Source organism: Pseudomonas sp. LAMO17WK12:I5, from assembly GCF_900215165.1.
Classification (GTDB): Bacteria; Pseudomonadota; Gammaproteobacteria; order Pseudomonadales; family Pseudomonadaceae; genus Aquipseudomonas; species Aquipseudomonas putida_A.
In genome coordinates this window covers 259354-280186 of the sequence record NZ_OBDS01000005.1, presented here as the reverse complement: position 1 = coordinate 280186, position 20833 = coordinate 259354, and the positions used below count along the sequence as shown (strand labels likewise).

Here is a 20833-nt window from a genome sequence, read left to right as displayed (position 1 = left end):
TTTGTGGGTACATTCGCTTGGGTGCTTTCACACCCTTCGCGATGCAGGTCCGGCGCTATCAGTAAGCCTTGCCGGTCTTGTAGAAGTTCTCGAAGCAGAAGTTGGTCGCTTCGATGTAGCCTTCAGCGCCACCGCAGTCAAAACGCTTGCCCTTGAACTTGTAGGCCATGACGCAGCCGTTCTGGGCCTGCTTCATCAGGGCATCGGTGATCTGGATTTCACCGCCCTTGCCTGGCTCGGTCTGCTCGATCAGATCGAAGATGTCCGGGGTCAGGATGTAACGACCAATGATCGCCAGGTTCGATGGAGCGTCTTCCGGCTTTGGCTTCTCGACCATGCTGTGTACGCGGTAGATGTCGTCGCGGATCATCTCGCCGGCGATCACGCCGTACTTGCTGGTTTCCTGCGGATCGACTTCCTGAATGGCGATGATCGAGCAGCGGAACTGCTTGTACAGCTTGACCATCTGGGTCAGTACGCCGTCGCCTTCGAGGTTGACGCACAGGTCGTCCGCCAGTACCACGGCGAACGGTTCGTCACCGATCAGCGGGCGACCGGTGAGGATCGCGTGGCCCAGACCTTTCATTTCGGTCTGACGGGTGTAGGAGAACGAGCACTCGTCGAGCAGCTTGCGGATGCCGACCAGGTATTTCTCCTTGTCGGTGCCCTTGATCTGGTTTTCCAGCTCATAGCTGATGTCGAAGTGGTCTTCCAGAGCGCGCTTGCCACGACCGGTCACGATCGAGATTTCAGTCAGGCCAGCGTCCAGAGCTTCTTCAACGCCGTACTGGATCAGTGGCTTGTTTACCACCGGCAGCATTTCTTTGGGCATGGCTTTAGTCGCTGGCAGGAAGCGAGTACCGTAACCGGCTGCTGGGAACAAGCATTTCTTGATCATATAAGTCCTTGAAAGGGCTGTGTGTACGAGTTTCGGCGCAGTCTAATCAGGCGGCGTGCACCTTACAATGCCCCGCACTGGCTAACCGATGCCAACATAGAGAAATATTCTCGCCGATAGTTCCGTTGGCGACTTCGACCCGCGAAAACAGAGTAGCTCAAACACGCAAATACGCTGCATCACCATACGCTCATCATCCCCCAATGTGAGGATTTGTCGGTATCATGGCGCCTTTGAACCAGCGAACGAGACAGATAGATGGCCGCGGTAAAAATCATCAACGGGTATGTGATCGACAAGAAAGACGGCAAGTGGAACCTGACCACGACCAATGGCGAACACATCGCCGGTCCTTTCGACAGCGAGCAACTGGCGACTGATGTAGCGTCGGTATTCACCGACACCCCTGCGTCGTCCAAACGCCGTGGCAAAGATCAGGACTGATCTGTTGCGACACGCGCCGAGCCCTGCCCTTGTGCAGGGCTTTTTTGTGGCCGCTCGCAGCATGATGAAAACAAGTGGCCAATCGCTATAACCTTTTTCATGCTGGCGCTGTCAGAGCGTTTAGCCCCTCCCTCGCTGAAGACGACACACTTATGAACATGAACAGAATGCTGCCGCTGATCGCGGTATTGGCCCTCGGTGGCTGTGCCACCTCGGAAACCACCTACCTGAACAACGGCGAACAGGGCTTGAGCATCGACTGCTCCGGGGAAGCCAACTCCTGGGCCACCTGCTACGAGAAGGCTGACGCCTCCTGCGCCGGCACCGGCTATCGCATCGTCGGTACCGACGGCACGCCGGCGCCCAAGGAGAGTGACAAAACCCTGGGGGTCGACGTCGGCAACTACAAGAACCGCAGCGTGGTGGTGGTCTGCAAATAGACCCTACATGTGGATCTCGGCGAACTTGATCCCAAGCCCGCGCACGATCTCGATCAGGTCGTCGAGCCGGGCGAAGGATTCGACCTCGTCGTTATCGTCCACCAGAAAATAGCTGCGACCGGCGCTCTTCTTGAAAAACACGATCCACTCGCCCGAGTTCGCCGGATTTTGAATAACATGCGTGGCAGAGATAAGGCCCTCTGCATGCCGTTCCCGTACTTGCTCTCGCTTCATGCGCGACTCCAGAAATGAAAATGCCGTCACAGCAGGACTGTGACGGCATCGGTGCTGATGGACGCTATTCTATCAGCCGGAAATACAGGCATTGGCGGCGTTTTGCACGTCACGGGGACGAACCGGCACATTGGACATCCGCTCATGCAGCTTGATGCTGCTGCCGCCGGAACGGTCTTCGATATCAAACACCGCAGCCGCGCCGGTGGAAAATTTCCCGGGAACAATCACTCGCACGCCATCCTTGTGCGGCTGCATCTGCAGCGCGCCGCGGCTGTTGGCAAGCTTGTCGGCCAGGCACTGAGCATACTCATGGGGTTTCTTGCCGGAAATCACGCTCATGGTGGGCAAGGTTTCGTTGATTTCGGAAACACTCGCGCAACCACCCACGACCAACATCAACGGCAGACACACCACACCCCACTTCATACAAATACCTCCCATAAAGACCCTCGGACAGCAGTAATGCCATTTTTCTCCGAGGCTTACTCCATTAAACCCGCATGGAATCGCGAATAACTGTTTTTAATTGTCAAAGCAGCGCTCGACGGCGGGATAATAACCCGTTCGGGCTGATAAACTGCGCCAATCGCACATGCTATCGTTTTGATTTAGTAGAAAAAGCCCTTCTGGAGGCGCCCATGAAATTCATTCACCAGCGCGAGCACCTCAACGAGGACGACATCGTCGTCATCCAATGCTCGCAAACCTGCAACATCCGCTTGATGAACGACGCCAACTTCCGCGCGTTCAAGAACGGCGGCCGCCACACCTACCACGGCGGCGCTTTCGACACGTTTCCTGCACGAATCACCGCGCCGAGCACCGGTTTCTGGAACATCACCATCGACACCGTCAACCGTCGCGCCATCAGCGTCACGCGCAAGCCGACCCTGACCCACTCGATCAAGATCATCCGCCGCTCCAGCTCCAAACTGAGCTGAGTCGCCCCTGACACAAAGGTAAGCACGACCGTGGCCCAAACGACCAAATACGTCATCAAATACAAGCTCAACGGTGAACGCCGTTTCGAGTTCGCGCAACTGGAAAACGGCACCGTCGAAGAGGCCAAGGCCGCACTGGATGCCATCCATGGCACCACCGAAGACGTGATCAGCGACATCGCCGTCAGCAAAGCCCTGTAACGCAACACTCGGGGATTCGACCGCAAGCGGCGGAGTGTTCTGCCGCCGGGATTTGCCCAGACTGACAGCCTCGACCAAAGGGTTCAGGAGTCAGCATGTCAATGTCCCCGTCTCGGCTGGATGCGCTCGATTGGGCAAGCCTCGAACAGCATCTGGATCAATATGGCTATGCCATCGTCCGCTCGTTGCTGTCGGCGCAAACCTGTGAACGCTTGAGCGCCCTGTATTCGCAGACCGAACCGTTTCGTTCGCAGGTCATCATGGCCCGCCACGGTTTCGGTCGCGGGGAATACAAGTACTTCAGCTATCCCCTGCCGACAGCCATCGAACGTCTGCGCACTGCGTTTTACCCGCGCCTGGTGCCGCTGGCCAACCGCTGGTACGAACGCATGAATATGCCTGTACGCTTTCCCGCAACCCATTCCGAGTTTGTGCAGCGCTGTCAGGCTGCCGGCCAGCTGCGGCCGACACCCTTGCTGTTGCAATACGGCCCGCAGGACTACAACTGCCTGCATCAGGATCTGTACGGAGAACTGGTTTTCCCACTGCAAGTGGCGATTCTTCTGTCGGAGCCCGGAGAGGATTTTACCGGTGGCGAGTTCGTTCTGACCGAGCAGCGTCCACGCATGCAGTCGCGCCCGCACGTTGTGGATCTGCACAAGGGTGACGCGGTTATATTTGCAGTCAACCAGCGTCCGGTCAGCGGCACTCGCGGCGATTATCGAGTGACCATGCGTCACGGCGTCAGTCGCCTGCACAGCGGAAATCGGCATACTCTGGGCATCATCTTCCACGACGCATCATGAACACCATGCACCCGACCACCTTCGACCTGTTCGCCGACCACGAACCCGAGCAACAACCCCGCGCCGAGCAGATCGGCGAACAATCGTGGGTGTTGCGCGGCTTCGCCCTGCCGGTGATCGATCAACTGTTGCCAGCGCTGGAAGCCATTCTCGCCGTAGCACCGTTGCGCCACATGATGACCCCGGGCGGTTTCAGCATGTCGGTGGGCACCAGCAGTTGCGGAACCCTGGGCTGGATCACCGACCGTAGCGGTTATCGCTACAGCACCGTCGACCCGCTGAGTGGCCAGCCCTGGCCGGCGATGCCAGAAGTGTTGTCAGAACTGGCGCGCAAAGCAGCACAGCGCGCTGGATTTGCCGACTTTCATCCAGACTCCTGCCTGATCAACCAATATGTCCCCGGCGCGAAAATGTCTTTGCATCAGGACAAAGACGAAAAAGCCTACGCGGCGCCGATCGTTTCGCTGTCATTGGGGTTGCCGGCGATGTTCCTGTTCGGTGGTTTTGCCCGTAGCGACAATAGCCAGCGCATTCCTCTGCTGCATGGCGACATGGTGATCTGGGGCGGGGTCGATCGCTTGCGCTTTCACGGCGTGCTGCCGATCAAACCCGGGCGGCATCCACAGTTGGGCGAACGCCGGATCAACCTGACCTTGCGTGTCGCCGGGTGATCTGAAAAGTTTGACCGCAAGGCCCGGAGTGCTACCAACATTGCCGCTGGTTAACCTGAATCAAACAGGTCAACGGACTACTCGCCATGAAAAAGCTTTCGCCCCTCATCAACGTTGAAACCGATCCACGCTGGGCCGCTGTCGTTGCACGGGACCCGCGGGCCGACGGGCAGTTTGTCTATGCGGTGAAAACCACCGGCGTCTATTGCCGCCCCAGCAGCCTTTCACGTTTACCCAAGCCGCAGAACGTCGAGTTCTTCGAAAGTGCTCAAGCTGCCGAGGCGGCGGGTTACCGCCCAAGCAAGCGCACCAGCAAGGATCAGACTGAAGTCGCCAGCCAGCACGCCGCGACCGTGGCGATCGCCTGTCGGCAGATCGAGTCAAGTGAAACAGTGCCCGCACTCAATGAACTCGCCGAAACCGCCGGCCTCAGCCCTTTCCATTTTCATCGGGTGTTCAAGGCCGCAACCGGCCTGACACCAAAGGGTTACGCGGCGGCGCATCGTTCGCGCCGGGTGCGTGAACGGCTCGCGGATGGCGGCACGGTGACCGATGCGCTGTACGACGCGGGTTTCAATTCCAACAGCCGCTTTTATGAGTCAGCCGACAAGGTACTGGGCATGAAGCCCGGTGACTATCGCGCTGCCGGTCGCAACAACGACATTCATTTTGCCGTTGGCCAATGTTCGCTCGGGGCGATTCTGGTGGCACAGAGTGAGCGCGGCGTGTGCGCGATTCTGTTGGGCGACGATCCGCATCAACTGGTGTGCGATCTGCAGGATCAGTTCCGCAACGCAAACCTGATTGGCGCCGACGCCGGATTCGAGCAATTGATCGCCAAAGTGGTGGGTTTCATCGAAGCGCCAGCGCTAGGCCTCGACTTGCCACTGGATGTGCGTGGCACAGCGTTTCAGGAACGGGTGTGGCAGGCGTTGCGGGAGATTCCAGTGGGTCGCACCGCCAGTTACGCCGAAATCGCCCAGCGCATTGGCGCGCCGACGTCCATGCGCGCCGTGGCGCAGGCCTGCGGCGCCAACCGCCTGGCTGTGGCGATTCCCTGCCACCGCGTGGTGCGCAGCGATGGCAATCTGTCGGGGTATCGCTGGGGCGTAGAGCGTAAGCGCCAGTTGCTGGAACGCGAAACCCAGTCTTAGCGCACGCCGATGTAGACCGACACGGACTCGGGGCCGGTGTAGGCCTCGAAGTCGGTAGCGTAACGGCGTTGGATCTGCGGATTGGCTGCAAAGAAGTCCCAGATCTTTCCCCAAGTCGAGATGACCGCGTCTGGCAACGGCCCCTGGGCTTCGAACACCAGATACTCGCCCGCTTCGATCCGCACGGACTCAAAGTCTTTGACTGAAGCATTCACGGCAACGCCAGCGGTAACGTCAAACGCACCAGAAGCATCCGACTCGTAAGCCGAATACACGCCATAAATCGGCGAATTGGCTGACTTGCCGGGAATGGATTCGGCCAACTCCTCGCCGAAAAACCGGCCCCACATCGGGCCGATTTTCGCGGTTTCGGGTTGGTGCTCTGCGGCGTTGGTAGTGCGAACCTGCAGGCCAGCAACGGTGAAGGCGTCGATTTGCTGTCGTTTCAAATCCATCGAAATTGCGGCTCCCTTAATAAAAGTGCGGCCACACAGGGCCGCAATGACGCCTACTCTGTCAGCGATTGACGTCGACCACAACCCTGCCGCGAAGCTGTCCGGCAAGCAGCTCAGGTGCCGCGTCGATGGCTTCGCTGAGGGCGATTTCATGGCTGATCAAAGGCAACAGGGCGAAGTCCAGATCCTTGGCCAGGCGCGCCCAGGCCTCGATCCGCCGTGCCTTGGGCTGGGTCACGCTGTTAATTCCGGCCAGGGTCACACCGCGCAGAATGAACGGTGCCACCGACGCCGGAAAATCCATGCCTTGAGCCAAGCCGCAGGCCGCCACAGTGCCTTCGGCGCGGGTGCTGGCACAGGCGTTGGCCAAGGTGTGACTGCCGACCGAATCGATCACTGCGGCCCAGCGTTCCTTAGCCAAGGGCTTGCCCGGCTCAGACAAAGTTGCGCGATCGATGATCTCACTGGCGCCCAGTCGCTTCAGGTACTTATGCTCGGACACCCGGCCCGTGGACGCCACCACGCGATAACCGAGTTTGCTGAGCAAGGCGATGGCGAAACTGCCCACTCCGCCATTGGCGCCAGTCACCAGCACTTCGCCCTGATCCGGGGACACGCCGTTACGCTCCAGCGCCAGAATGCACAGCATCGCCGTGTAGCCGGCGGTACCGATGGCCATGGCTTGCGCCGCGGTAAAGCCTTTGGGCAACGGAATCAGCCAGTCGCCATTGAGCCGCGCCTTTTGCGCCAGCCCGCCCCAGTGACTCTCGCCCACGCCCCAGCCGTTGAGCAGCACCTGATCACCGACCTGGTAATCGGGATGCGAACTGACCTCGACCGTGCCCGCCAAGTCGATCCCCGGCACCATCGGAAACTTGCGCACCACCGGGCTGCTGCCAGTAATCGCCAGTCCGTCCTTGAAGTTCAGCGTGCTGTAGGCGACCTTCACCGTCACGTCGCCTTCAGGCAACTGCGCTTCGCTGATCTGCTGCAGGCTGGCGTGATAACCGCTGTCGTCTTTGTCGATCAAAATGCCGTTGAACATGGCTGCCTCTCAATCAATGGATTCAAATCCTCGTGCCCTGAAATAACACAAAGCAACACATTGCCCCACCCGACTTTGCGCCAATTCGCGAATCCGCCCGGTAATTGTGAAGCGGGCGGCTATGCTTTTTCGACGGTCGTGCTTTCGCTGCCATCCTGCTGAAAGCGGCCCTGTCGATGGAGCTGACAATGTCTTACCCGCGCTCGTTGCTTGCAATACTGATGCTGTGCCTGCTGACGGTTGGCAACACTTGGGCGGCCCCGGCTACCGCCAGCAAACCTGCTGCTGCCGACGCTGCCCCGAGCGCGCCGACGTGGCCGCAAGTGATCACCAGCGGCAAGGCCAAACTGACCGTGTACCAGCCGCAACTCGACAGCTGGGATGGCTACACCCTCAATGCCCGGGCTGCCGTCGAAGCCACCGGCGCCGACGGCAAACCCACCTTCGGCATCGTCCAGTTCAGCGCGCACACGCTGGTCGACAAGGCCACGCGCTGGGTCGCACTGGATCAATACAAGATCATCAAGGCCGACTTCCCTGCCGACGCCAGTCAGGCCGACGTCTGGCTCGGCGCGCTGCAGAAAGATGCCGAAAGTCGCAAGAAAACCATCTCCCTCGATCAACTTGAAGCCGCCGTCGGCGTGCTGTCGGCCGAGCAGAAAGCCGACAGCGCGCCGCTGGAAAACACCCCGCCGACGATCATCAGTTCCGACGTCCCGGCGCTGCTCGTCTACATCGATGGCGACGCCGTGTACCGGGCGGTCGATGGCACCGCGCTGCAACGGGTGATCAACACCCGCCCGCTATTGCTCAAGGACGCTGAGGGCAAGCACTACCTGCACGTGTTCGATGGCTGGATGGTCGCTGACAGCCTCAGCGGCGAATATACCCGTCTGACCACACCGCCAGCCGATCTGGAGAAGGCCAAACAGGCGGCGATCCAGAGCCGTCAGGTCGATCTGCTGACCGGGCAGAGTGATCCGAAAGACAAGGTGCCAAATCTGGCCAGACCGCCGCAGCCGAAAATCTTCATCGCCACCACGCCCACTGAGCTGATCGTCACCGACGGCGCGCCGCAGTGGCTACCGATTCAGGGCACCAGCCTGCTCTACGTGAGCAACACCACCGGGCACATCTTCAAGGAAATCGGTGACCAGAACAGTTACGTGCTGATCTCCGGGCGCTGGTTTCGCGCTGCCGACATGCGCGGCCAATGGACGTTTACCCCAGCGGACAAACTACCGGCAGATTTCGCCAACATCCCGGATGACAGCCCGAAAGAGAACGTCAAGGCTTCGGTCGCCGGCACACCGCAGGCCAAGGAAGCCGCGATCGCGGCGACCATCCCGCAAACCTCGGCGATCAAGAAAAGCGCAGTGAAAATGACCGCACCGCAGTTCGATGGCGAGCCACAGTTGAAGGCAATCAACAGCACATCCCTGCAGTACGTGGTCAACAGCGCGACGCCGATTATTCGTGTCGACAACGACAACTGGTATGCGGTGGAAAACGGTATCTGGTTCAGCGCCACCTCGGTGAACGGACCATGGAGCGTCGCCAGTTCGGTGCCGGCGGTGATCTATTCGATCCCGCCGAGTTCGCCGATGCATTACCTCACCTACGTCAAAGTCTATGAGTCCAGCGGGGACACCGTGGTGGTCGGCTATACCCCGGGTTATCAAGGGTCGAATCTGGATCCGGCCACCGGCGTGGTGGTCTACGGCACCGGTTATCCGTACACGCCGTGGGTCGGCAGCGTCTGGTACGGGCCACCGGTGACCTACGGTTTCGGCGTCGCCATGCGCTATACGCCGTGGACAGGCTGGACCTTCGGTTTCGGCTTCGGCTGGAGCTGGGGCGGCAACACCGTGGCGATGGGTTGGGGCTGGGGCGCTTATCCATGGTGGGGCAATTACGGCTGGGGTTATGCCTGGGGGCCGCGCCTGTATCCGGCGCCACTGGCCTGGGGTGGCGCCGCTTATGGCTATCGTGGCGGTGCTGTTGCCTGGGGGCCCGGTGGCTGGGCAGGCACCACCGGCAACATTTATCGTCAGTGGGGGGATCGCGCGACGGTGAGTCGCTATGGCGCCGGATACAACGCCTGGACCGGCAATCGCTGGGCCGGTCAGGTTGGCTCGTCCTATAACTCGCGCACCGGCATTGCGGCAGCAGGCCAACGCGGCGCGGTGCACAACGCCTACACCGGCAACTACGCGGCTGGACGCAGCGGTGAAGTGGTCGGGCCGAATGGTGGCGCCATCGCCGGTGGCCGGGTCACCGCAGGTAATGCTCGCACCGGCACCCAGGTCACCGCCAATCGTGGCGCGGTGTACAACCCCAACACCGACAAGACCACGCAGTATGCCGGCGTGAAAGGCCGCAACGGCGGCGCCGCACGGATTGGCGACAACGTCTATGCCGGGCGCGACGGCAACGTCTACAAGAAAACCGACAACGGCTGGCAATCGATGGTCAAGGGCAGCCCGGCCCGCACGGCGCCGGTCAACAACAATGCGCAACTGCAGAACCTCAATCGCGAGTCTGCTGCGCGCAACTTCGGCAACCAGCGCACCAACAACTTTCACAACTCCTCGCAAGTCATGAACCGCTCATTTGGGGGCGGCGGGGGCGGCGGTTTTCATCGCCGCTGATGGCTGCATTGAAAATTCAGACTGGCCCCGAGTCCGGTTTTGCTGTTAAAAAACCGGCTCTGCCGTCCCTGCCCCGTTTCATCGTTCGGAGAACCGCTTTCATGAGCCAATGGCCTGACACTCGCATTCTTGACCTGCTCGGCATCGAGCTGCCGATCATTCAGGCCCCGATGGCCGGCGCCACGACTTCGGCAATGGTGATCGCCGTGTGCAACGCCGGCGGCTTGGGTTCGATGCCTGCCGCAATGCTGAGCATCGAGCAGTTGCGCGAAGAGCTGAAAACCATTCGCGAGCACACCCGCAAACCGTTCAACGTCAATTTCTTCTGCCACCAGCCACCGTCCGCCGATGAACAGCGCGCGCAAGAATGGAAGAATCTGCTGGAGCCGTACTACCGCGAACTGGGCGTCGATTTCGACGCACCGACACCGGTTTCCAACCGCGCGCCATTCGATGCGGCAGCGTGCGCCGTGCTCGAAGAGTTTCGTCCTGAGGTGGTGAGCTTTCACTTTGGTCTGCCGGAAAAATCCCTGCTGGATCGGGTCAAGGCCACGGGTGCGAAAATCCTCTCGTCCGCCACCACTGTCGATGAAGCGATGTGGCTTGAGCAAAACGGTTGCGACGCGATCATCGCCATGGGTTACGAGGCTGGCGGGCATCGCGGGATGTTTCTCCGCGATGATTTGAGCAGTCAGGTCGGCACCTTTGCGCTGGTGCCGCAGATCGTCGATGCGGTCAAGGTGCCGGTGATCGCTGCCGGCGCCATTGCCGATGCGCGCGGTGTGGCCGCAGCATTGGTACTCGGTGCGTCAGCGGTGCAGGTCGGCACCGCGTATTTGTTCACCCCGGAAGCGAAAGTCAGCGCCTCGCATCACCAGGCGCTGCGCAGCGCCAAGGAAAGCGAAACCGCGATTACCAACCTGTTCACCGGCCGCCCGGCTCGCGGCATTCTCAATCGGGTGATGCGCGAAATCGGCCCGATGTCACCGAAAGCCCCGGCCTTCCCGCTGGCCGGCGGGGCGCTGATGCCGTTGCGTGCCAAAAGTGAAGCGCAGTTCAGCAACCTCTGGGCCGGTCAGGCGTTCCCATTGGGCGAAGAGCTGAACAGCGCTGATCTGACCCGGCAACTGGCGGATGGCGCTCTGGCAAAACTGCTCCGCCGCTGATCCGGCGCAGGGTGAGACATGGCACCACCTCACCCTGTGTTCACCAGCACTTCCTGTTTAGCGGCATTTCGCTATATATTTCGCTATATAGCGTTCCACCCTTCGCATCGGTGCAGTCCACCTCCAACAATAACTGCCCTCTGCACTCGCCCATAACGGAGCTGTTACATGACCATTCGTGCCCCACGTTTTGCCCCAACCTGCCTGGCCACCCTGCTTGCGGTATTCGCCTTCGGTACCGCTCAGGCTGATGAAGTGCAGGTGGCCGTTGCCGCCAACTTCACCGCGCCGATCCAGGCGATTGCTGCCGATTTCGAAAAAGACACCGGGCACAAACTGGTCGCCGCTTACGGTGCCACCGGCCAGTTCTACACCCAGATCAAAAACGGCGCACCGTTCGAAGTGTTCCTCTCGGCGGACGACACCACGCCGGAAAAACTGGAAAAAGAAGGCGACACCGTCAAGGGTTCGCGCTTCACCTACGCCATCGGCACCCTGGCCCTGTGGTCGGCGAAAGATGGTTATGTCGACGCCAAAGGTGAAGTCCTGAAGAAGAATGAATACCAGCACCTGTCCATCGCCAATCCGAAAGCCGCGCCATACGGTCTGGCCGCTACTCAAGTGCTGGAAAAACTCAAGCTGACCGAGGCGACCAAGGCGAAAATCGTCGAAGGCCAGAACATCACCCAGGCCTACCAGTTCGTGTCCACCGGCAACGCCGAACTGGGCTTCGTCGCGCTGTCGCAGATCTACAAGGACGGCAAGGTCACCAGCGGTTCGGCGTGGATCGTTCCAGCAAGCATGCACGACCCGATCAAACAGGACGCGGTGATTCTCAACAAAGGCAAGGACAGCGCCGCCGCCAAAGCGCTGGTTGAATACCTCAAGGGTCCGAAAGCCGCTGCGGTGATCAAGTCCTACGGTTACCAACTCTAAATGTCGCTGACGAGTGCCGACTTCGCGGCGATCTGGCTGACCCTGAAACTGGCGTCCCTGACCACCGCTATCCTGCTGGTCGTCGGCACGCCGATTGCCCTGTGGTTGTCGCGCAGCCGTTCCTGGCTGCGTGGCCCCATCGGCGCAATCGTCGCCCTGCCCCTCGTACTGCCGCCGACCGTGATCGGCTTTTATCTGCTGCTGGCGATGGGGCCCAATGGCTTTCTCGGCCACTTCACGCAATGGCTGGGTCTGGGCACTCTGACCTTCAGTTTTACCGGGCTGGTGATGGGTTCGGTGATCTATTCCATGCCGTTTGTGGTGCAACCGTTGCAGAACGCGTTCTCCGCCATCGGCACCCGCCCACTGGAAGTGGCCGCGACCCTGCGCGCCAATCCCTGGGACACTTTTTTCAGCGTGATCCTGCCGTTGGCCCGCCCCGGTTTCGTGACGGCGGCGATCCTCGGTTTCGCGCATACCGTTGGTGAATTCGGCGTGGTGCTGATGATCGGCGGCAACATTCCCGACAAGACCCGCGTGGTCTCGGTGCAGATCTACGACCATGTCGAGGCGATGGAATATGCTCAGGCCCATTGGCTGGCCGGGGCGATGCTGGTGTTTTCGTTTCTGGTGTTGCTGGCGCTCTACTCCAGCCGCAAGACCCGCGCGGGTTGGAGCTGATCGATGATTGATGCACGTCTGAAAATCACTTATCCGGGTTTCAACCTGGATGTCGATCTGCACTTGCCGGGGCGTGGCGTGACTGCGCTGTATGGCCATTCCGGATCGGGCAAAACCACTTGCCTGCGCTGTATCGCCGGGCTTGAGCGAGCCGAGCAGGGTTTCATCCAGATCAACGACGAAGTCTGGCAGGACAGCGAACGGCGGATTTTTGTCCCGCCGCACAAACGTGCAATCGGTTACGTGTTCCAGGAAGCCAGTCTGTTTCCGCACCTGTCAGTGCTGGCCAACCTGCAATTTGGCCTTAAACGCATTGCCAAGGCCCAGCGCCGGGTCGACATGGCGCAAGCCACCGAACTGCTGGGCATCGGTCATTTGCTGGAGCGTCATCCGCAGCATCTGTCCGGCGGCGAACGCCAACGTGTCGGCATCGCCCGCGCGCTGTTGACCAGCCCGAAACTGTTGCTGATGGATGAGCCATTGGCCGCTCTCGACAGCCAGCGCAAAAACGAAATCCTGCCGTACCTGCAACGTCTGCACGACGAGCTGGACATCCCGGTGCTTTACGTCAGCCATGCGCAGGATGAGGTCGCCCGCCTGGCCGATCATCTGGTGCTGCTCAGCGACGGCAAGGCCCTGGCCAGCGGCCCGATTGGCGAAACCCTCGCGCGCCTTGACCTGCCAATGGCGTTGGGCGATGACGCCGGAGTGATCATCGAAGGCCAGGTCAGCGCCTATGATGCCGAGTACCAGTTGCTGAGTCTGCAATTGCCGGCGACTGCCATGAACATCCGGGTGACTCACGCGCCGATGGCGGTCGGTCAGGCCCTGCGCTGCAAGGTGCACGCCCGCGATATCAGTCTGGCCCTGCACAACAGCGAGGCCAGCAGCATCCTCAATCGCTTACCGGTGACCGTGGTCAGCGAGCTGGCGGCGGACAATGCCGCGCATGTGCTGATTCGTCTGGATGCCGGCGGCACACCACTGTTGGCGCGGATCACGCGGTTTTCCCGGGATCAGCTCGGCATCCACCCGGGCCAGCATTTGTGGGCGCAGATCAAGGCCGTCGCCGTGCTGGCCTGAATTGGTTGGCACGACGGCCATGGCGCGCGGTCAATCGCTGTAACAGAGCGATTCGCCAAGGACACCGCCATGCCCGACACCGCACTAGCCGACGTCTTACCGCCCGACCTGCATTACGTCGACGATACCCAACCCGGCCTCACCCGTAAAAAGCTGCGTGGCAAGTTCACCTATTTCGATCCGGCCGGGCAGCGCATCACCGACCCTGATGAGATCAAACGGATCAATTCGCTGGCAGTGCCGCCGGCCTACACCGACGTGTGGATCTGCGCCGATCCGCGTGGCCATTTGCAGGCCACCGGACGCGATGCCCGGGGCCGCAAGCAGTATCGCTATCACCCGCGCTGGCGCGAGGTGCGTGATGCCGACAAGTACTCGCGCTTGCGTGAGTTCGGCCTGGCGCTGCCGAAGTTACGCAAACAGCTCGAAAGCTTGCTGGACGCCCCCGGCTTCAGCCGCGACAAAGTCATGGCCACGGTCATCACGCTGCTCGACGCCACATTGATTCGTGTCGGCAATACCCAATACGCGCGGGACAACCGCTCCTATGGCCTGACCACCCTGCGCAGCCGGCATGTCGAGGTCAACGGCAGCGCGATCCTGTTCCAGTTTCGCGGCAAAAGCGGTATCGAACACCAGATCACCGTCAAGGATCGTCGCCTGGCGCGCATCATCAAGCGCTGCCTGGAAATCCCCGGACAAAATCTGTTTCAGTATCTGGACGAAAACGGCGAGCGGCACACCGTCAGTTCCCATGACGTCAACAGCTACCTGCAAACCCTCACCGGCGCCGACTTCACTGCCAAGGATTACCGCACCTGGGCCGGCAGCGCACTGGCTTTGGCGGTATTACGCGAACTGCAATGGGAGTCGGAAGCCGAGGCGAAACGGCATGTGGTGGAGATGGTCAAGAGCGTGTCCAAACAGCTGGGCAACACCCCGGCGGTGTGCCGCAAGTGCTACATCCATCCGGCGGTGGTCGAGCGCTTCCTGCTCGGTGCGCTGGCTGAACTGCCACGCCCGCGGGTGCGCAAGGGCTTGCGCTCCGAGGAAGTGGCGCTGGCGATGTTTCTCGAGCAAATGATGGACGCGCCTTGATCGCGCTGGATGGGTGATCTAGGCTAGCCACCTTTCCCCCTTCCGGACGACCGCAGAAAGTGAACAATCAAGCCTTCTGAAAATGTAATCGCGACAAGCGCTGAATAGCGCCTGTCAGTGTTGACGACATTATTCGGAGGTGCCGATGACTCACGTCTCGCGTACGCCTGCCCTCGTCTCCCTGAATCAAACGACTTTTCAGTTCGCCAATGGCGAGACGATTTTCAACGACCTGAATCTGCAATTCGATCACACCCACACCGCCATCGTCGGGCGCAACGGCGTCGGTAAGAGCGTGCTGGCCAAGCTGATTGCCGGACACTTGCAACCGACTGCCGGCAGCGTCACCTGCTCGGCTCCATTGGCTTATGTGGCGCAAACATTTACCACCGACGCGGGACAGACCGTGGCCGACGCCACCGGCACCGCCGCCGCCCTTCGCGCATGGCAAGGGCTGCAGTCTGGCGAGGCGGCAGCAGAAGATTTCGACATCCTCGGCGAGCGCTGGGATCTGCCCGAACGTCTGCGCCAATCGCTGGATAACGCCGGTCTGCCGGACATTGCTCCCACCGATCTGACCCAACCGCTGAGCGGCGGCCAGCAAGCGCGGCTGGCGTTGATCGGGGCGCTTCTGAATCCGGCGCATCTGTTGGTGCTGGATGAACCGACCAACCATCTCGACGGCCTCGGCCGCGACTGGTTGATGAGCGAACTGGAACGCTGGCGCGGCGGATTGATCGTCGTCAGTCACGACCGGCAATTGCTTGAACGCATGCAGCGTATCGTCGAGCTGACGCCGCTGGGTGTCACGGTGTACGGCGGCAATTTTTCCGCTTACCAGCAGCAACGACAAATCCATCAGGCGGCGGCGCAAGCGACGCTGGATCAAAGCCGAACCGAGCGCCGGCGCGAGCAGCAGCGCTTGCAAAACGAGCACGACACCATCCAGCGGCATGCCGCCCGCTCACTGCGCAATGCCAAAACCGCCAACGTCTCGGGCTTCGAACGCGCCGGCCTGAAAGGTGCGGCGAGGCAGATCATGGGCCAGGTGCGTCATGGTCATCAGCAGCGCAAATCGGAGCTTGATGCACGGGTGCGCGATGCCTATGCCAAAGTGCTCGCGGATGATGCGGTGCTGATGAACCTGCCCGGCAGCGCAGTGCCTGCTGCGCGCAGAGTCTGCTCGTTGATTGATACGTGCCTGCCATGGCTGCCAGCGCAACCGTTCAATCTCACGCTGAGCGGTCCTGTGCGCGTCGCCGTCAATGGTCCGAATGGCTGCGGCAAATCGACGTTGCTCAGAGTGCTCGCAGGTCAACTGCATCCCGCCAGCGGCGAATGCATCACCCATGTTCCTGCGGCTTATCTGGACCAGCATCTGAAGCTGCTGGATGACCGTCTCAGCGTCATCGAGCAACTGCTCGCGCTGCAGAGTCCGTTGAGTGAGAGCGAATTGCGCAGCCATCTGGCGCATCTGCAACTGGACGCGCAACGGGTCACTCGAGCGAGCGCTTCACTGAGCGGTGGAGAACGTTTGAAAGCCGCGCTGGCGGTGGCCTTGTGGGGCAAGACGCCTGCGCAACTGTTGCTGCTCGATGAGCCGAGCAATCACCTGGACCTGGCATCGGTTCAGGCTTTCGAGCAGGCATTGCAGACGTTTCCCGGCGCAATTGTTGCGGTTTCCCACGACACTGAGTTTCTACAGGCGTTGAAACCGACGCATCGTCTGGATTGGCATGCCACAGAATGGCGGCTGCAACCGACGAACTGACTGGCTATTTTTTGCACGATTGGCCAAGGCTTCTATAGTTGATCTGACACCTATTTGCTGTGGTGACGCCATGGAAGACATCTTTGTCGTAAAACGCTGCAACAAGATCATCATTCACGGCCGCCGCGCCGGGGAAAGCCAACATGAACCCGCTGAGGCCAGCAGTTGGTTTCGGATCAACGACACCCGCACCGGCGGCTTCATCGGCGACGGCTACGATCTTGAGGAAGATGCCCGACGCGAATGCCGACGGCTCAATGCGGCCAGCTCGCCGCTGCCGGCGCGACAATCGGCCGGCTGATGCAATTGACAGGCGGGGTCTATACTCAAAGCAGCTGACGGACCAGCGCCCCAACGGCAGAGAGCTCGCAGCTCGCGGGCTTTTTGCTGCCTCTCAACGGTTTGTCTGAACGGAGGTGTTCCATGTCCGAAAAAGAGTCCATCACCACCCTCCTCACCTTGCTCGACTCTCGTCAGGCGCGACTTGCCGCGGCCTGCAAGGAAATCGCCGACTGGGTCGACCATCAAGGCGGCCATCCGACTGCCCTGCGCATCCGCGATCGACTGAACGACATCGAAAAAGACACACCGCTGATCCGCAGCACCCTGTCGTCGCTACAACCGGTCGAGCGGCCACTGCCACGCTTCAGATGACTGCACAGGGATAATCGACAGTCTCCGGGCTTACCATTGGGCCGATCCGGCGAACGCCTGGGGTCGTGGAAGGTCAAAACCTGTACACGTCACTCAGGAGACGGTTCATGGTTATCCATTTCAAAACAGACGGACATCTGGCTTGTGGTCACAAGGGCGACAACCTTGCCTCAAGCCTGGAACTCAATCGCGTCAAATGCCGCAGCTGCCGCAACACCGACGCCTACAAAGAAGCACGCAAGACCCAGCGCAATGCCGCACGCCGCACAGCGCGCCACACCAAGGCTGATCACGGTGCGTCGAACTGGCGTTCGGAGTGGATCGAACGCCTGACCGCGCTGGCCGGGCCGCAGCGCCTGCCAAGGGGCTTTTTCGGGCAAGCGTTCGTATAACCGATTGATGTCGTGTTTAAAGTCCATCACTCGACGTGAATTGTCCCGAATTCACCGCTCGAACCCATCAATGCCCTGACCTTATCGTCAGGGCTTTTTGTTGAAAACTCCGGTTCGAGCAGCCCGTAGCCCTGAGGCAAGCTTGCAAATAGCCTACGCGCCCTCATAACCAGAACCGTATCCACAGTCACCGAGAGGCAAAAAATCATGACCGGACAAACCGAAACCGCGATTCTCGCCGGGGGCTGCTTCTGGGGCATGCAGGACCTGCTGCGGCGTTATCCCGGCGTATTGCAGACGCGAGTCGGCTACAGCGGCGGCGATGTACCGAACGCCACCTACCGCAACCACGGCAATCACGCTGAAGCCATTGAAATCATCTTCGACCCGGCGGTGATCAGCTACCGGCAGATCCTCGAGTTCTTCTTCCAGATCCACGATCCGAGTACACCCAACCGTCAAGGCAACGATCTCGGCCCCAGCTATCGTTCGGCGATTTATTACCTCAGCGACGAGCAACGCGACATCGCCGAGGATACCGCTGCCGACGTTGACGCTTCCAGACTTTGGCCGGGCCGGGTAGTCACCGAAATCGAACCTGCCGGGCCGTTCTGGGAAGCGGAACCTGAGCACCAGGACTACCTGGAGCGGATACCGAATGGCTACACCTGCCACTTCATCCGTCCGAACTGGAAGTTGCCCAAGCGCAGCTAATAACACACCTGCGTAATCACTCCACGCACAGCGCTGGCCTTTACTGAAGGCCGGCGCTCGCGCACCTCTGGAATTGATCATTTTGGTGAGCCCTCCGTAGCACAGTTCAAGCATCCGAGGATGAACATACGTTCATCGCAAGCATGGATCAATGCGTCTAGCCTGCAGGTTCCAACATAGTGCCTACAGGAGTACCCCACCATGTTCTCGCACGAAAGCCTCCCGCTGATTGCCATTTTCACCATCATGCTACTGTGCGTACTGGCTGCGTTTTTGCACCCGGTACATGCATTCTTCAGTTGGCTGCGCAGGCGCAAGGAACGATCAAACGCCCAGGCTGCAAAAGAGGTTGATTCGCGCTGAATGTGTTCCCTGAACCGGCCCGGGTATGCCTGAGCTTTTTGTTTTCTGGCCGAATAGCAGATACAAAAAAGCCCAGCGCGGGGCTGGGCCTGATTATTCGTCAACGTTAAAAACATCCAGGCTTTTTAGCCACGAGAGTGCAACTCAAGTGACTTACGCAAAGCTCCTTTCGTGCTCGCTTTCATGGACATAAACCCATGAAATTCCAGATGGCGAGGCCTGATCGACGCGCATCAGCGCCGAATCGACTTTCTTCTTGGTAATGCCGTCTTTGACAAGGTCGAAGACGGCCAGGAAACAGTCCCCGGGAAGCGCTGTGATCGAGAGGTTGGTGATGTGTGATTCAGGGCTTCCAGCACGCTTGCCATACAAGCCCCAAAGTCGCTCCCAGTAGTCCGCCCGACACATGATCTCTCCATCGGTGAGTACCACACGGAAGTCATTCGCCAACGCATCGTACAGAGGCTTGATGGCGCCCTCCGACCGGGAAGACATACCGCGCGACCACGGAAAGAAGAGATTGTACCAACGGTACACCTCGGCTTCGACGAGAGCGGTTTTATCGGTTGCTGCGTGCACTTGATTGATTGCCATCGGTGTTCTCCTTAACACGTCAAAAATGGCGGGGCGGGCGTAACAGACAGCCCGTCTGAATGCCGATCGCCTGAGCGATGTACCGCGCCTTGATCAAGATCCATTCTGATATCAACGCCACCGGGTCAAGCTAAAATGTTCACTCAATGACTTTTGATATCTTCGACCAAGCCACAAACGTAGACGCTTGCAGGATTGGTTGCATCGAGAAGTGACCAACGGTCTCTGTGCGCAGGAACGACAAGGGATGGAAAAATTGACGAGGAGCCAGTTAAAAATGGCAATCCGAAAACAAACAAGGGTTTGCCTCAGCTTTCGCCCGCAAACCCTTGATTTAAGATGGTGCCCGAAGCCGGAATCGAACCGGCACGCCCTTACGAGCGGGGGATTTTAAGTCCCATGCGTCTACCAGTTTCGCCATTCGGGCGGTAGCGCTGTTGTAGTGCTCAAATCAGTCGACCAGAGAATCTGTCTGTTGAGCATTTGAAGCAGAGCGGGAAATATATACATCACGTCCCGGTGAAGCAAGTTCACAGTGGCTGATTTCAAGACTTAATCTTGCAGCGCACTGAAAATAAAAAAGCTCCGTAAATCATGGATCTACGGAGCTTGTTTATAGTGGAGGCCGAGGTCGGAATCGAACCGGCGTAGGCGGATTTGCAATCCGCTGCATAACCATTTTGCTACTCGGCCTCAAACGATCGCTGTTTAGTAGCACAACAACAACCGCGTACAAACTTGGAGCGGGAAACGAGACTCGAACTCGCGACCCCGACCTTGGCAAGGTCGTGCTCTACCAACTGAGCTATTCCCGCTTGGTGTGGCGCATTCTATAGATTTCAGATGCCCCGTCAACCCTTTGATTCAAAAAAGTTTTATTTCTTTTCAACGTCGGTTTTCAGATGCGGCCAGGCGGCCCGCAGGTATTGAACCATCGACCACAACGTCAGGCCCGCCGAGATCATCAGCAAGGCGTAACCCAGCAGCACCCAGAAGCTGAAATCGCGGGGATTGGCCAGCAGGATCACCAGCGCCAGCATCTGCGCCGCGGTTTTCCACTTGCCGAGATTGGACACTGCTACATGAGCGCGGGCACCGAGTTCGGCCATCCATTCACGCAAGGCCGATACGACAATCTCGCGGCCGATGATGACGGCTGCGGGAAGTGTCAGCCACAAATTGCCGTGTTCCTGAACCAGCAGTACCAAAGCGACTGCCACCATCAGTTTGTCGGCAACCGGATCGAGAAACGCGCCGAACGGCGTGCTTTGTTCAAGGCGGCGGGCCAGATAGCCATCCAGCCAATCAGTTGCCGCCGCAAAGGCGAATACCGAAGCGGAGGCCATATAGCTCCACTGGTAAGGCAGGTAAAACAGCAAAATGAAGATCGGGATGAGCAGGACGCGGAGAACGGTAATCAGATTAGGGATATTCATCG

Annotated in this window: 26 protein-coding genes and 3 tRNA genes; 19 read left to right on the top strand and 10 right to left on the bottom strand. The window is 59.6% G+C overall.

Annotated features, from left to right (window positions below):
• Window positions 1-58: 58 nt before the first annotated feature.
• Window positions 59-898 (bottom strand): UTP--glucose-1-phosphate uridylyltransferase GalU, encoded by an 840-nt coding sequence (galU, locus tag CRO59_RS10855; RefSeq protein ID WP_007912230.1) that lies wholly within the window; start codon window positions 896-898, stop codon window positions 59-61.
• A 258-nt stretch (window positions 899-1156) separates the two neighbouring features.
• Here galU and CRO59_RS10850 point away from each other — a divergent pair, with 258 nt between their 5' ends.
• Together CRO59_RS10850 and CRO59_RS10845 are read left to right on the top strand one after the other, a co-directional pair.
• A complete protein-coding gene (locus CRO59_RS10850) occupies window positions 1157-1342 on the top strand; it encodes a hypothetical protein (RefSeq protein ID WP_007964653.1) in 186 nt (61 codons plus the stop codon).
• Window positions 1343-1494: 152 nt separating this feature from the next.
• Window positions 1495-1782, top strand: coding sequence for a hypothetical protein (locus CRO59_RS10845; protein WP_007964655.1), 288 nt, complete (start codon window positions 1495-1497; stop codon window positions 1780-1782).
• Between the two features lie 3 nt (window positions 1783-1785).
• Here CRO59_RS10845 and CRO59_RS10840 read toward each other — a convergent pair whose 3' ends face one another.
• Both CRO59_RS10840 and CRO59_RS10835 read right to left on the bottom strand, forming a co-directional pair.
• Window positions 1786-2016: a hypothetical protein gene (locus tag CRO59_RS10840; protein ID WP_027612691.1), complete on the bottom strand. Its 231-nt coding sequence runs from the start codon at window positions 2014-2016 to the stop codon at window positions 1786-1788.
• A 72-nt stretch (window positions 2017-2088) separates the two neighbouring features.
• A complete protein-coding gene (locus CRO59_RS10835; protein WP_027612690.1) occupies window positions 2089-2445 on the bottom strand; it encodes a hypothetical protein in 357 nt (118 codons plus the stop codon).
• Window positions 2446-2657: 212 nt separating this feature from the next.
• Between CRO59_RS10835 and CRO59_RS10830 the strand changes: the two genes are divergently transcribed.
• The 5 genes from CRO59_RS10830 to ada all read left to right on the top strand — a co-directional run bounded on the left by CRO59_RS10830 (window position 2658) and on the right by ada (window position 5792).
• Complete coding sequence (locus tag CRO59_RS10830; RefSeq protein WP_024164475.1) at window positions 2658-2960, top strand: DUF1883 domain-containing protein; 303 nt, start codon at window positions 2658-2660, stop codon at window positions 2958-2960.
• Window positions 2961-2990: 30 nt separating this feature from the next.
• Entirely contained in the window at window positions 2991-3161 is a 171-nt protein-coding gene (locus CRO59_RS28750; protein ID WP_096796544.1) for a hypothetical protein, read from the top strand.
• A gap of 95 nt (window positions 3162-3256) precedes the next feature.
• The gene (locus CRO59_RS10820; protein ID WP_097087343.1) at window positions 3257-3967 is read left to right on the top strand and encodes a 2OG-Fe(II) oxygenase; all 711 of its coding nucleotides are present in this window, start codon (window positions 3257-3259) and stop codon (window positions 3965-3967) included.
• A 5-nt stretch (window positions 3968-3972) separates the two neighbouring features.
• Window positions 3973-4638: a DNA oxidative demethylase AlkB gene (gene alkB, locus CRO59_RS10815; RefSeq protein ID WP_097087488.1), complete on the top strand. Its 666-nt coding sequence runs from the start codon at window positions 3973-3975 to the stop codon at window positions 4636-4638.
• Window positions 4639-4724: 86 nt separating this feature from the next.
• Window positions 4725-5792 (top strand): bifunctional DNA-binding transcriptional regulator/O6-methylguanine-DNA methyltransferase Ada, encoded by a 1068-nt coding sequence (gene ada / locus CRO59_RS10810; RefSeq protein ID WP_097087341.1) that lies wholly within the window; start codon window positions 4725-4727, stop codon window positions 5790-5792.
• On the opposite strand, the gene CRO59_RS10805 is transcribed toward ada, so the two are convergent.
• Window positions 5789-6247, bottom strand: a complete 459-nt coding sequence (locus tag CRO59_RS10805) for a GyrI-like domain-containing protein (protein ID WP_097087339.1) — start codon at window positions 6245-6247, stop codon at window positions 5789-5791. The genes ada and CRO59_RS10805 overlap by 4 nt on opposite strands.
• A 61-nt stretch (window positions 6248-6308) precedes the next feature.
• Window positions 6309-7292: an MDR family oxidoreductase gene (locus CRO59_RS10800; protein ID WP_097087337.1), complete on the bottom strand. Its 984-nt coding sequence runs from the start codon at window positions 7290-7292 to the stop codon at window positions 6309-6311.
• Between the two features lie 188 nt (window positions 7293-7480).
• Between CRO59_RS10800 and CRO59_RS10795 the strand changes: the two genes are divergently transcribed.
• From CRO59_RS10795 to CRO59_RS28745, 12 genes are all read left to right on the top strand, one after another.
• Window positions 7481-9943 (top strand): autotransporter, encoded by a 2463-nt coding sequence (locus CRO59_RS10795; RefSeq protein ID WP_097087335.1) that lies wholly within the window; start codon window positions 7481-7483, stop codon window positions 9941-9943.
• 101 nt (window positions 9944-10044) lie between these two features.
• Window positions 10045-11109: a nitronate monooxygenase family protein gene (locus CRO59_RS10790; protein WP_097087333.1), complete on the top strand. Its 1065-nt coding sequence runs from the start codon at window positions 10045-10047 to the stop codon at window positions 11107-11109.
• A 168-nt stretch (window positions 11110-11277) separates the two neighbouring features.
• Window positions 11278-12045, top strand: a complete 768-nt coding sequence (gene modA / locus CRO59_RS10785; protein WP_097087331.1) for a molybdate ABC transporter substrate-binding protein — start codon at window positions 11278-11280, stop codon at window positions 12043-12045.
• Window positions 12046-12726 (top strand): molybdate ABC transporter permease subunit, encoded by a 681-nt coding sequence (gene modB / locus CRO59_RS10780; protein ID WP_097087329.1) that lies wholly within the window; start codon window positions 12046-12048, stop codon window positions 12724-12726.
• Between the two features lie 3 nt (window positions 12727-12729).
• Complete coding sequence (gene modC, locus CRO59_RS10775; RefSeq protein WP_097087327.1) at window positions 12730-13809, top strand: molybdenum ABC transporter ATP-binding protein; 1080 nt, start codon at window positions 12730-12732, stop codon at window positions 13807-13809.
• 69 nt (window positions 13810-13878) lie between these two features.
• The gene (locus tag CRO59_RS10770) at window positions 13879-14907 is read left to right on the top strand and encodes a DNA topoisomerase IB (RefSeq protein ID WP_097087325.1); all 1029 of its coding nucleotides are present in this window, start codon (window positions 13879-13881) and stop codon (window positions 14905-14907) included.
• 145 nt (window positions 14908-15052) lie between these two features.
• Window positions 15053-16678: an ABC-F family ATP-binding cassette domain-containing protein gene (locus CRO59_RS10765; RefSeq protein WP_097087323.1), complete on the top strand. Its 1626-nt coding sequence runs from the start codon at window positions 15053-15055 to the stop codon at window positions 16676-16678.
• A gap of 70 nt (window positions 16679-16748) precedes the next feature.
• A complete protein-coding gene (locus tag CRO59_RS10760) occupies window positions 16749-16979 on the top strand; it encodes a hypothetical protein (protein WP_007964938.1) in 231 nt (76 codons plus the stop codon).
• A gap of 122 nt (window positions 16980-17101) precedes the next feature.
• Complete coding sequence (locus CRO59_RS10755) at window positions 17102-17332, top strand: hypothetical protein (protein WP_007964939.1); 231 nt, start codon at window positions 17102-17104, stop codon at window positions 17330-17332.
• 107 nt (window positions 17333-17439) lie between these two features.
• Window positions 17440-17724 (top strand): hypothetical protein, encoded by a 285-nt coding sequence (locus CRO59_RS10750; protein WP_097087321.1) that lies wholly within the window; start codon window positions 17440-17442, stop codon window positions 17722-17724.
• Between the two features lie 207 nt (window positions 17725-17931).
• Complete coding sequence (gene msrA / locus CRO59_RS10745; RefSeq protein ID WP_097087319.1) at window positions 17932-18438, top strand: peptide-methionine (S)-S-oxide reductase MsrA; 507 nt, start codon at window positions 17932-17934, stop codon at window positions 18436-18438.
• Between the two features lie 201 nt (window positions 18439-18639).
• Complete coding sequence (locus CRO59_RS28745) at window positions 18640-18801, top strand: hypothetical protein (RefSeq protein ID WP_166495875.1); 162 nt, start codon at window positions 18640-18642, stop codon at window positions 18799-18801.
• Between the two features lie 153 nt (window positions 18802-18954).
• Here the strand turns inward: CRO59_RS28745 and CRO59_RS10740 are convergent, their stop codons facing one another.
• The 5 genes from CRO59_RS10740 to pgsA form a co-directional block, all read right to left on the bottom strand.
• Window positions 18955-19395, bottom strand: coding sequence for a hypothetical protein (locus CRO59_RS10740; protein ID WP_096796531.1), 441 nt, complete (start codon window positions 19393-19395; stop codon window positions 18955-18957).
• Between the two features lie 340 nt (window positions 19396-19735).
• A tRNA-Leu gene (locus CRO59_RS10735) sits at window positions 19736-19822 on the bottom strand.
• Between the two features lie 192 nt (window positions 19823-20014).
• Window positions 20015-20088, bottom strand: a tRNA-Cys gene (locus CRO59_RS10730).
• A 46-nt stretch (window positions 20089-20134) separates the two neighbouring features.
• Window positions 20135-20210 (bottom strand) — tRNA-Gly (locus CRO59_RS10725).
• A gap of 60 nt (window positions 20211-20270) precedes the next feature.
• The gene (gene pgsA / locus CRO59_RS10720; RefSeq protein ID WP_003225417.1) at window positions 20271-20831 is read right to left on the bottom strand and encodes a CDP-diacylglycerol--glycerol-3-phosphate 3-phosphatidyltransferase; all 561 of its coding nucleotides are present in this window, start codon (window positions 20829-20831) and stop codon (window positions 20271-20273) included.
• Window positions 20832-20833: the final 2 nt, after the last annotated feature.

Excerpts from the sequence above, each read along its gene's own strand:
- galU (WP_007912230.1), bottom strand. The coding sequence starts at position 898 with ATGATCAAGAAATGCTTGTTCCCAGCAGCCGGTTACGGTACTCGCTTC.
- CRO59_RS10850 (WP_007964653.1), top strand. The coding sequence starts at position 1,157 with ATGGCCGCGGTAAAAATCATCAACGGGTATGTGATCGACAAGAAAGAC.
- CRO59_RS10845 (WP_007964655.1), top strand. The coding sequence starts at position 1,495 with ATGAACATGAACAGAATGCTGCCGCTGATCGCGGTATTGGCCCTCGGT.
- CRO59_RS10840 (WP_027612691.1), bottom strand. The coding sequence starts at position 2,016 with ATGAAGCGAGAGCAAGTACGGGAACGGCATGCAGAGGGCCTTATCTCT.
- CRO59_RS10835 (WP_027612690.1), bottom strand. The coding sequence starts at position 2,445 with ATGAAGTGGGGTGTGGTGTGTCTGCCGTTGATGTTGGTCGTGGGTGGT.
- CRO59_RS10830 (WP_024164475.1), top strand. The coding sequence starts at position 2,658 with ATGAAATTCATTCACCAGCGCGAGCACCTCAACGAGGACGACATCGTC.
- CRO59_RS10820 (WP_097087343.1), top strand. The coding sequence starts at position 3,257 with ATGTCAATGTCCCCGTCTCGGCTGGATGCGCTCGATTGGGCAAGCCTC.
- alkB (WP_097087488.1), top strand. The coding sequence starts at position 3,973 with ATGCACCCGACCACCTTCGACCTGTTCGCCGACCACGAACCCGAGCAA.
- ada (WP_097087341.1), top strand. The coding sequence starts at position 4,725 with ATGAAAAAGCTTTCGCCCCTCATCAACGTTGAAACCGATCCACGCTGG.
- CRO59_RS10805 (WP_097087339.1), bottom strand. The coding sequence starts at position 6,247 with ATGGATTTGAAACGACAGCAAATCGACGCCTTCACCGTTGCTGGCCTG.
- CRO59_RS10800 (WP_097087337.1), bottom strand. The coding sequence starts at position 7,292 with ATGTTCAACGGCATTTTGATCGACAAAGACGACAGCGGTTATCACGCC.
- CRO59_RS10795 (WP_097087335.1), top strand. The coding sequence starts at position 7,481 with ATGTCTTACCCGCGCTCGTTGCTTGCAATACTGATGCTGTGCCTGCTG.
- CRO59_RS10790 (WP_097087333.1), top strand. The coding sequence starts at position 10,045 with ATGAGCCAATGGCCTGACACTCGCATTCTTGACCTGCTCGGCATCGAG.
- modA (WP_097087331.1), top strand. The coding sequence starts at position 11,278 with ATGACCATTCGTGCCCCACGTTTTGCCCCAACCTGCCTGGCCACCCTG.
- modB (WP_097087329.1), top strand. The coding sequence starts at position 12,046 with ATGTCGCTGACGAGTGCCGACTTCGCGGCGATCTGGCTGACCCTGAAA.
- modC (WP_097087327.1), top strand. The coding sequence starts at position 12,730 with ATGATTGATGCACGTCTGAAAATCACTTATCCGGGTTTCAACCTGGAT.
- CRO59_RS10770 (WP_097087325.1), top strand. The coding sequence starts at position 13,879 with ATGCCCGACACCGCACTAGCCGACGTCTTACCGCCCGACCTGCATTAC.
- CRO59_RS10765 (WP_097087323.1), top strand. The coding sequence starts at position 15,053 with ATGACTCACGTCTCGCGTACGCCTGCCCTCGTCTCCCTGAATCAAACG.
- CRO59_RS10760 (WP_007964938.1), top strand. The coding sequence starts at position 16,749 with ATGGAAGACATCTTTGTCGTAAAACGCTGCAACAAGATCATCATTCAC.
- CRO59_RS10755 (WP_007964939.1), top strand. The coding sequence starts at position 17,102 with ATGTCCGAAAAAGAGTCCATCACCACCCTCCTCACCTTGCTCGACTCT.
- CRO59_RS10750 (WP_097087321.1), top strand. The coding sequence starts at position 17,440 with ATGGTTATCCATTTCAAAACAGACGGACATCTGGCTTGTGGTCACAAG.
- msrA (WP_097087319.1), top strand. The coding sequence starts at position 17,932 with ATGACCGGACAAACCGAAACCGCGATTCTCGCCGGGGGCTGCTTCTGG.
- CRO59_RS28745 (WP_166495875.1), top strand. The coding sequence starts at position 18,640 with ATGTTCTCGCACGAAAGCCTCCCGCTGATTGCCATTTTCACCATCATG.
- CRO59_RS10740 (WP_096796531.1), bottom strand. The coding sequence starts at position 19,395 with ATGGCAATCAATCAAGTGCACGCAGCAACCGATAAAACCGCTCTCGTC.
- pgsA (WP_003225417.1), bottom strand. The coding sequence starts at position 20,831 with ATGAATATCCCTAATCTGATTACCGTTCTCCGCGTCCTGCTCATCCCG.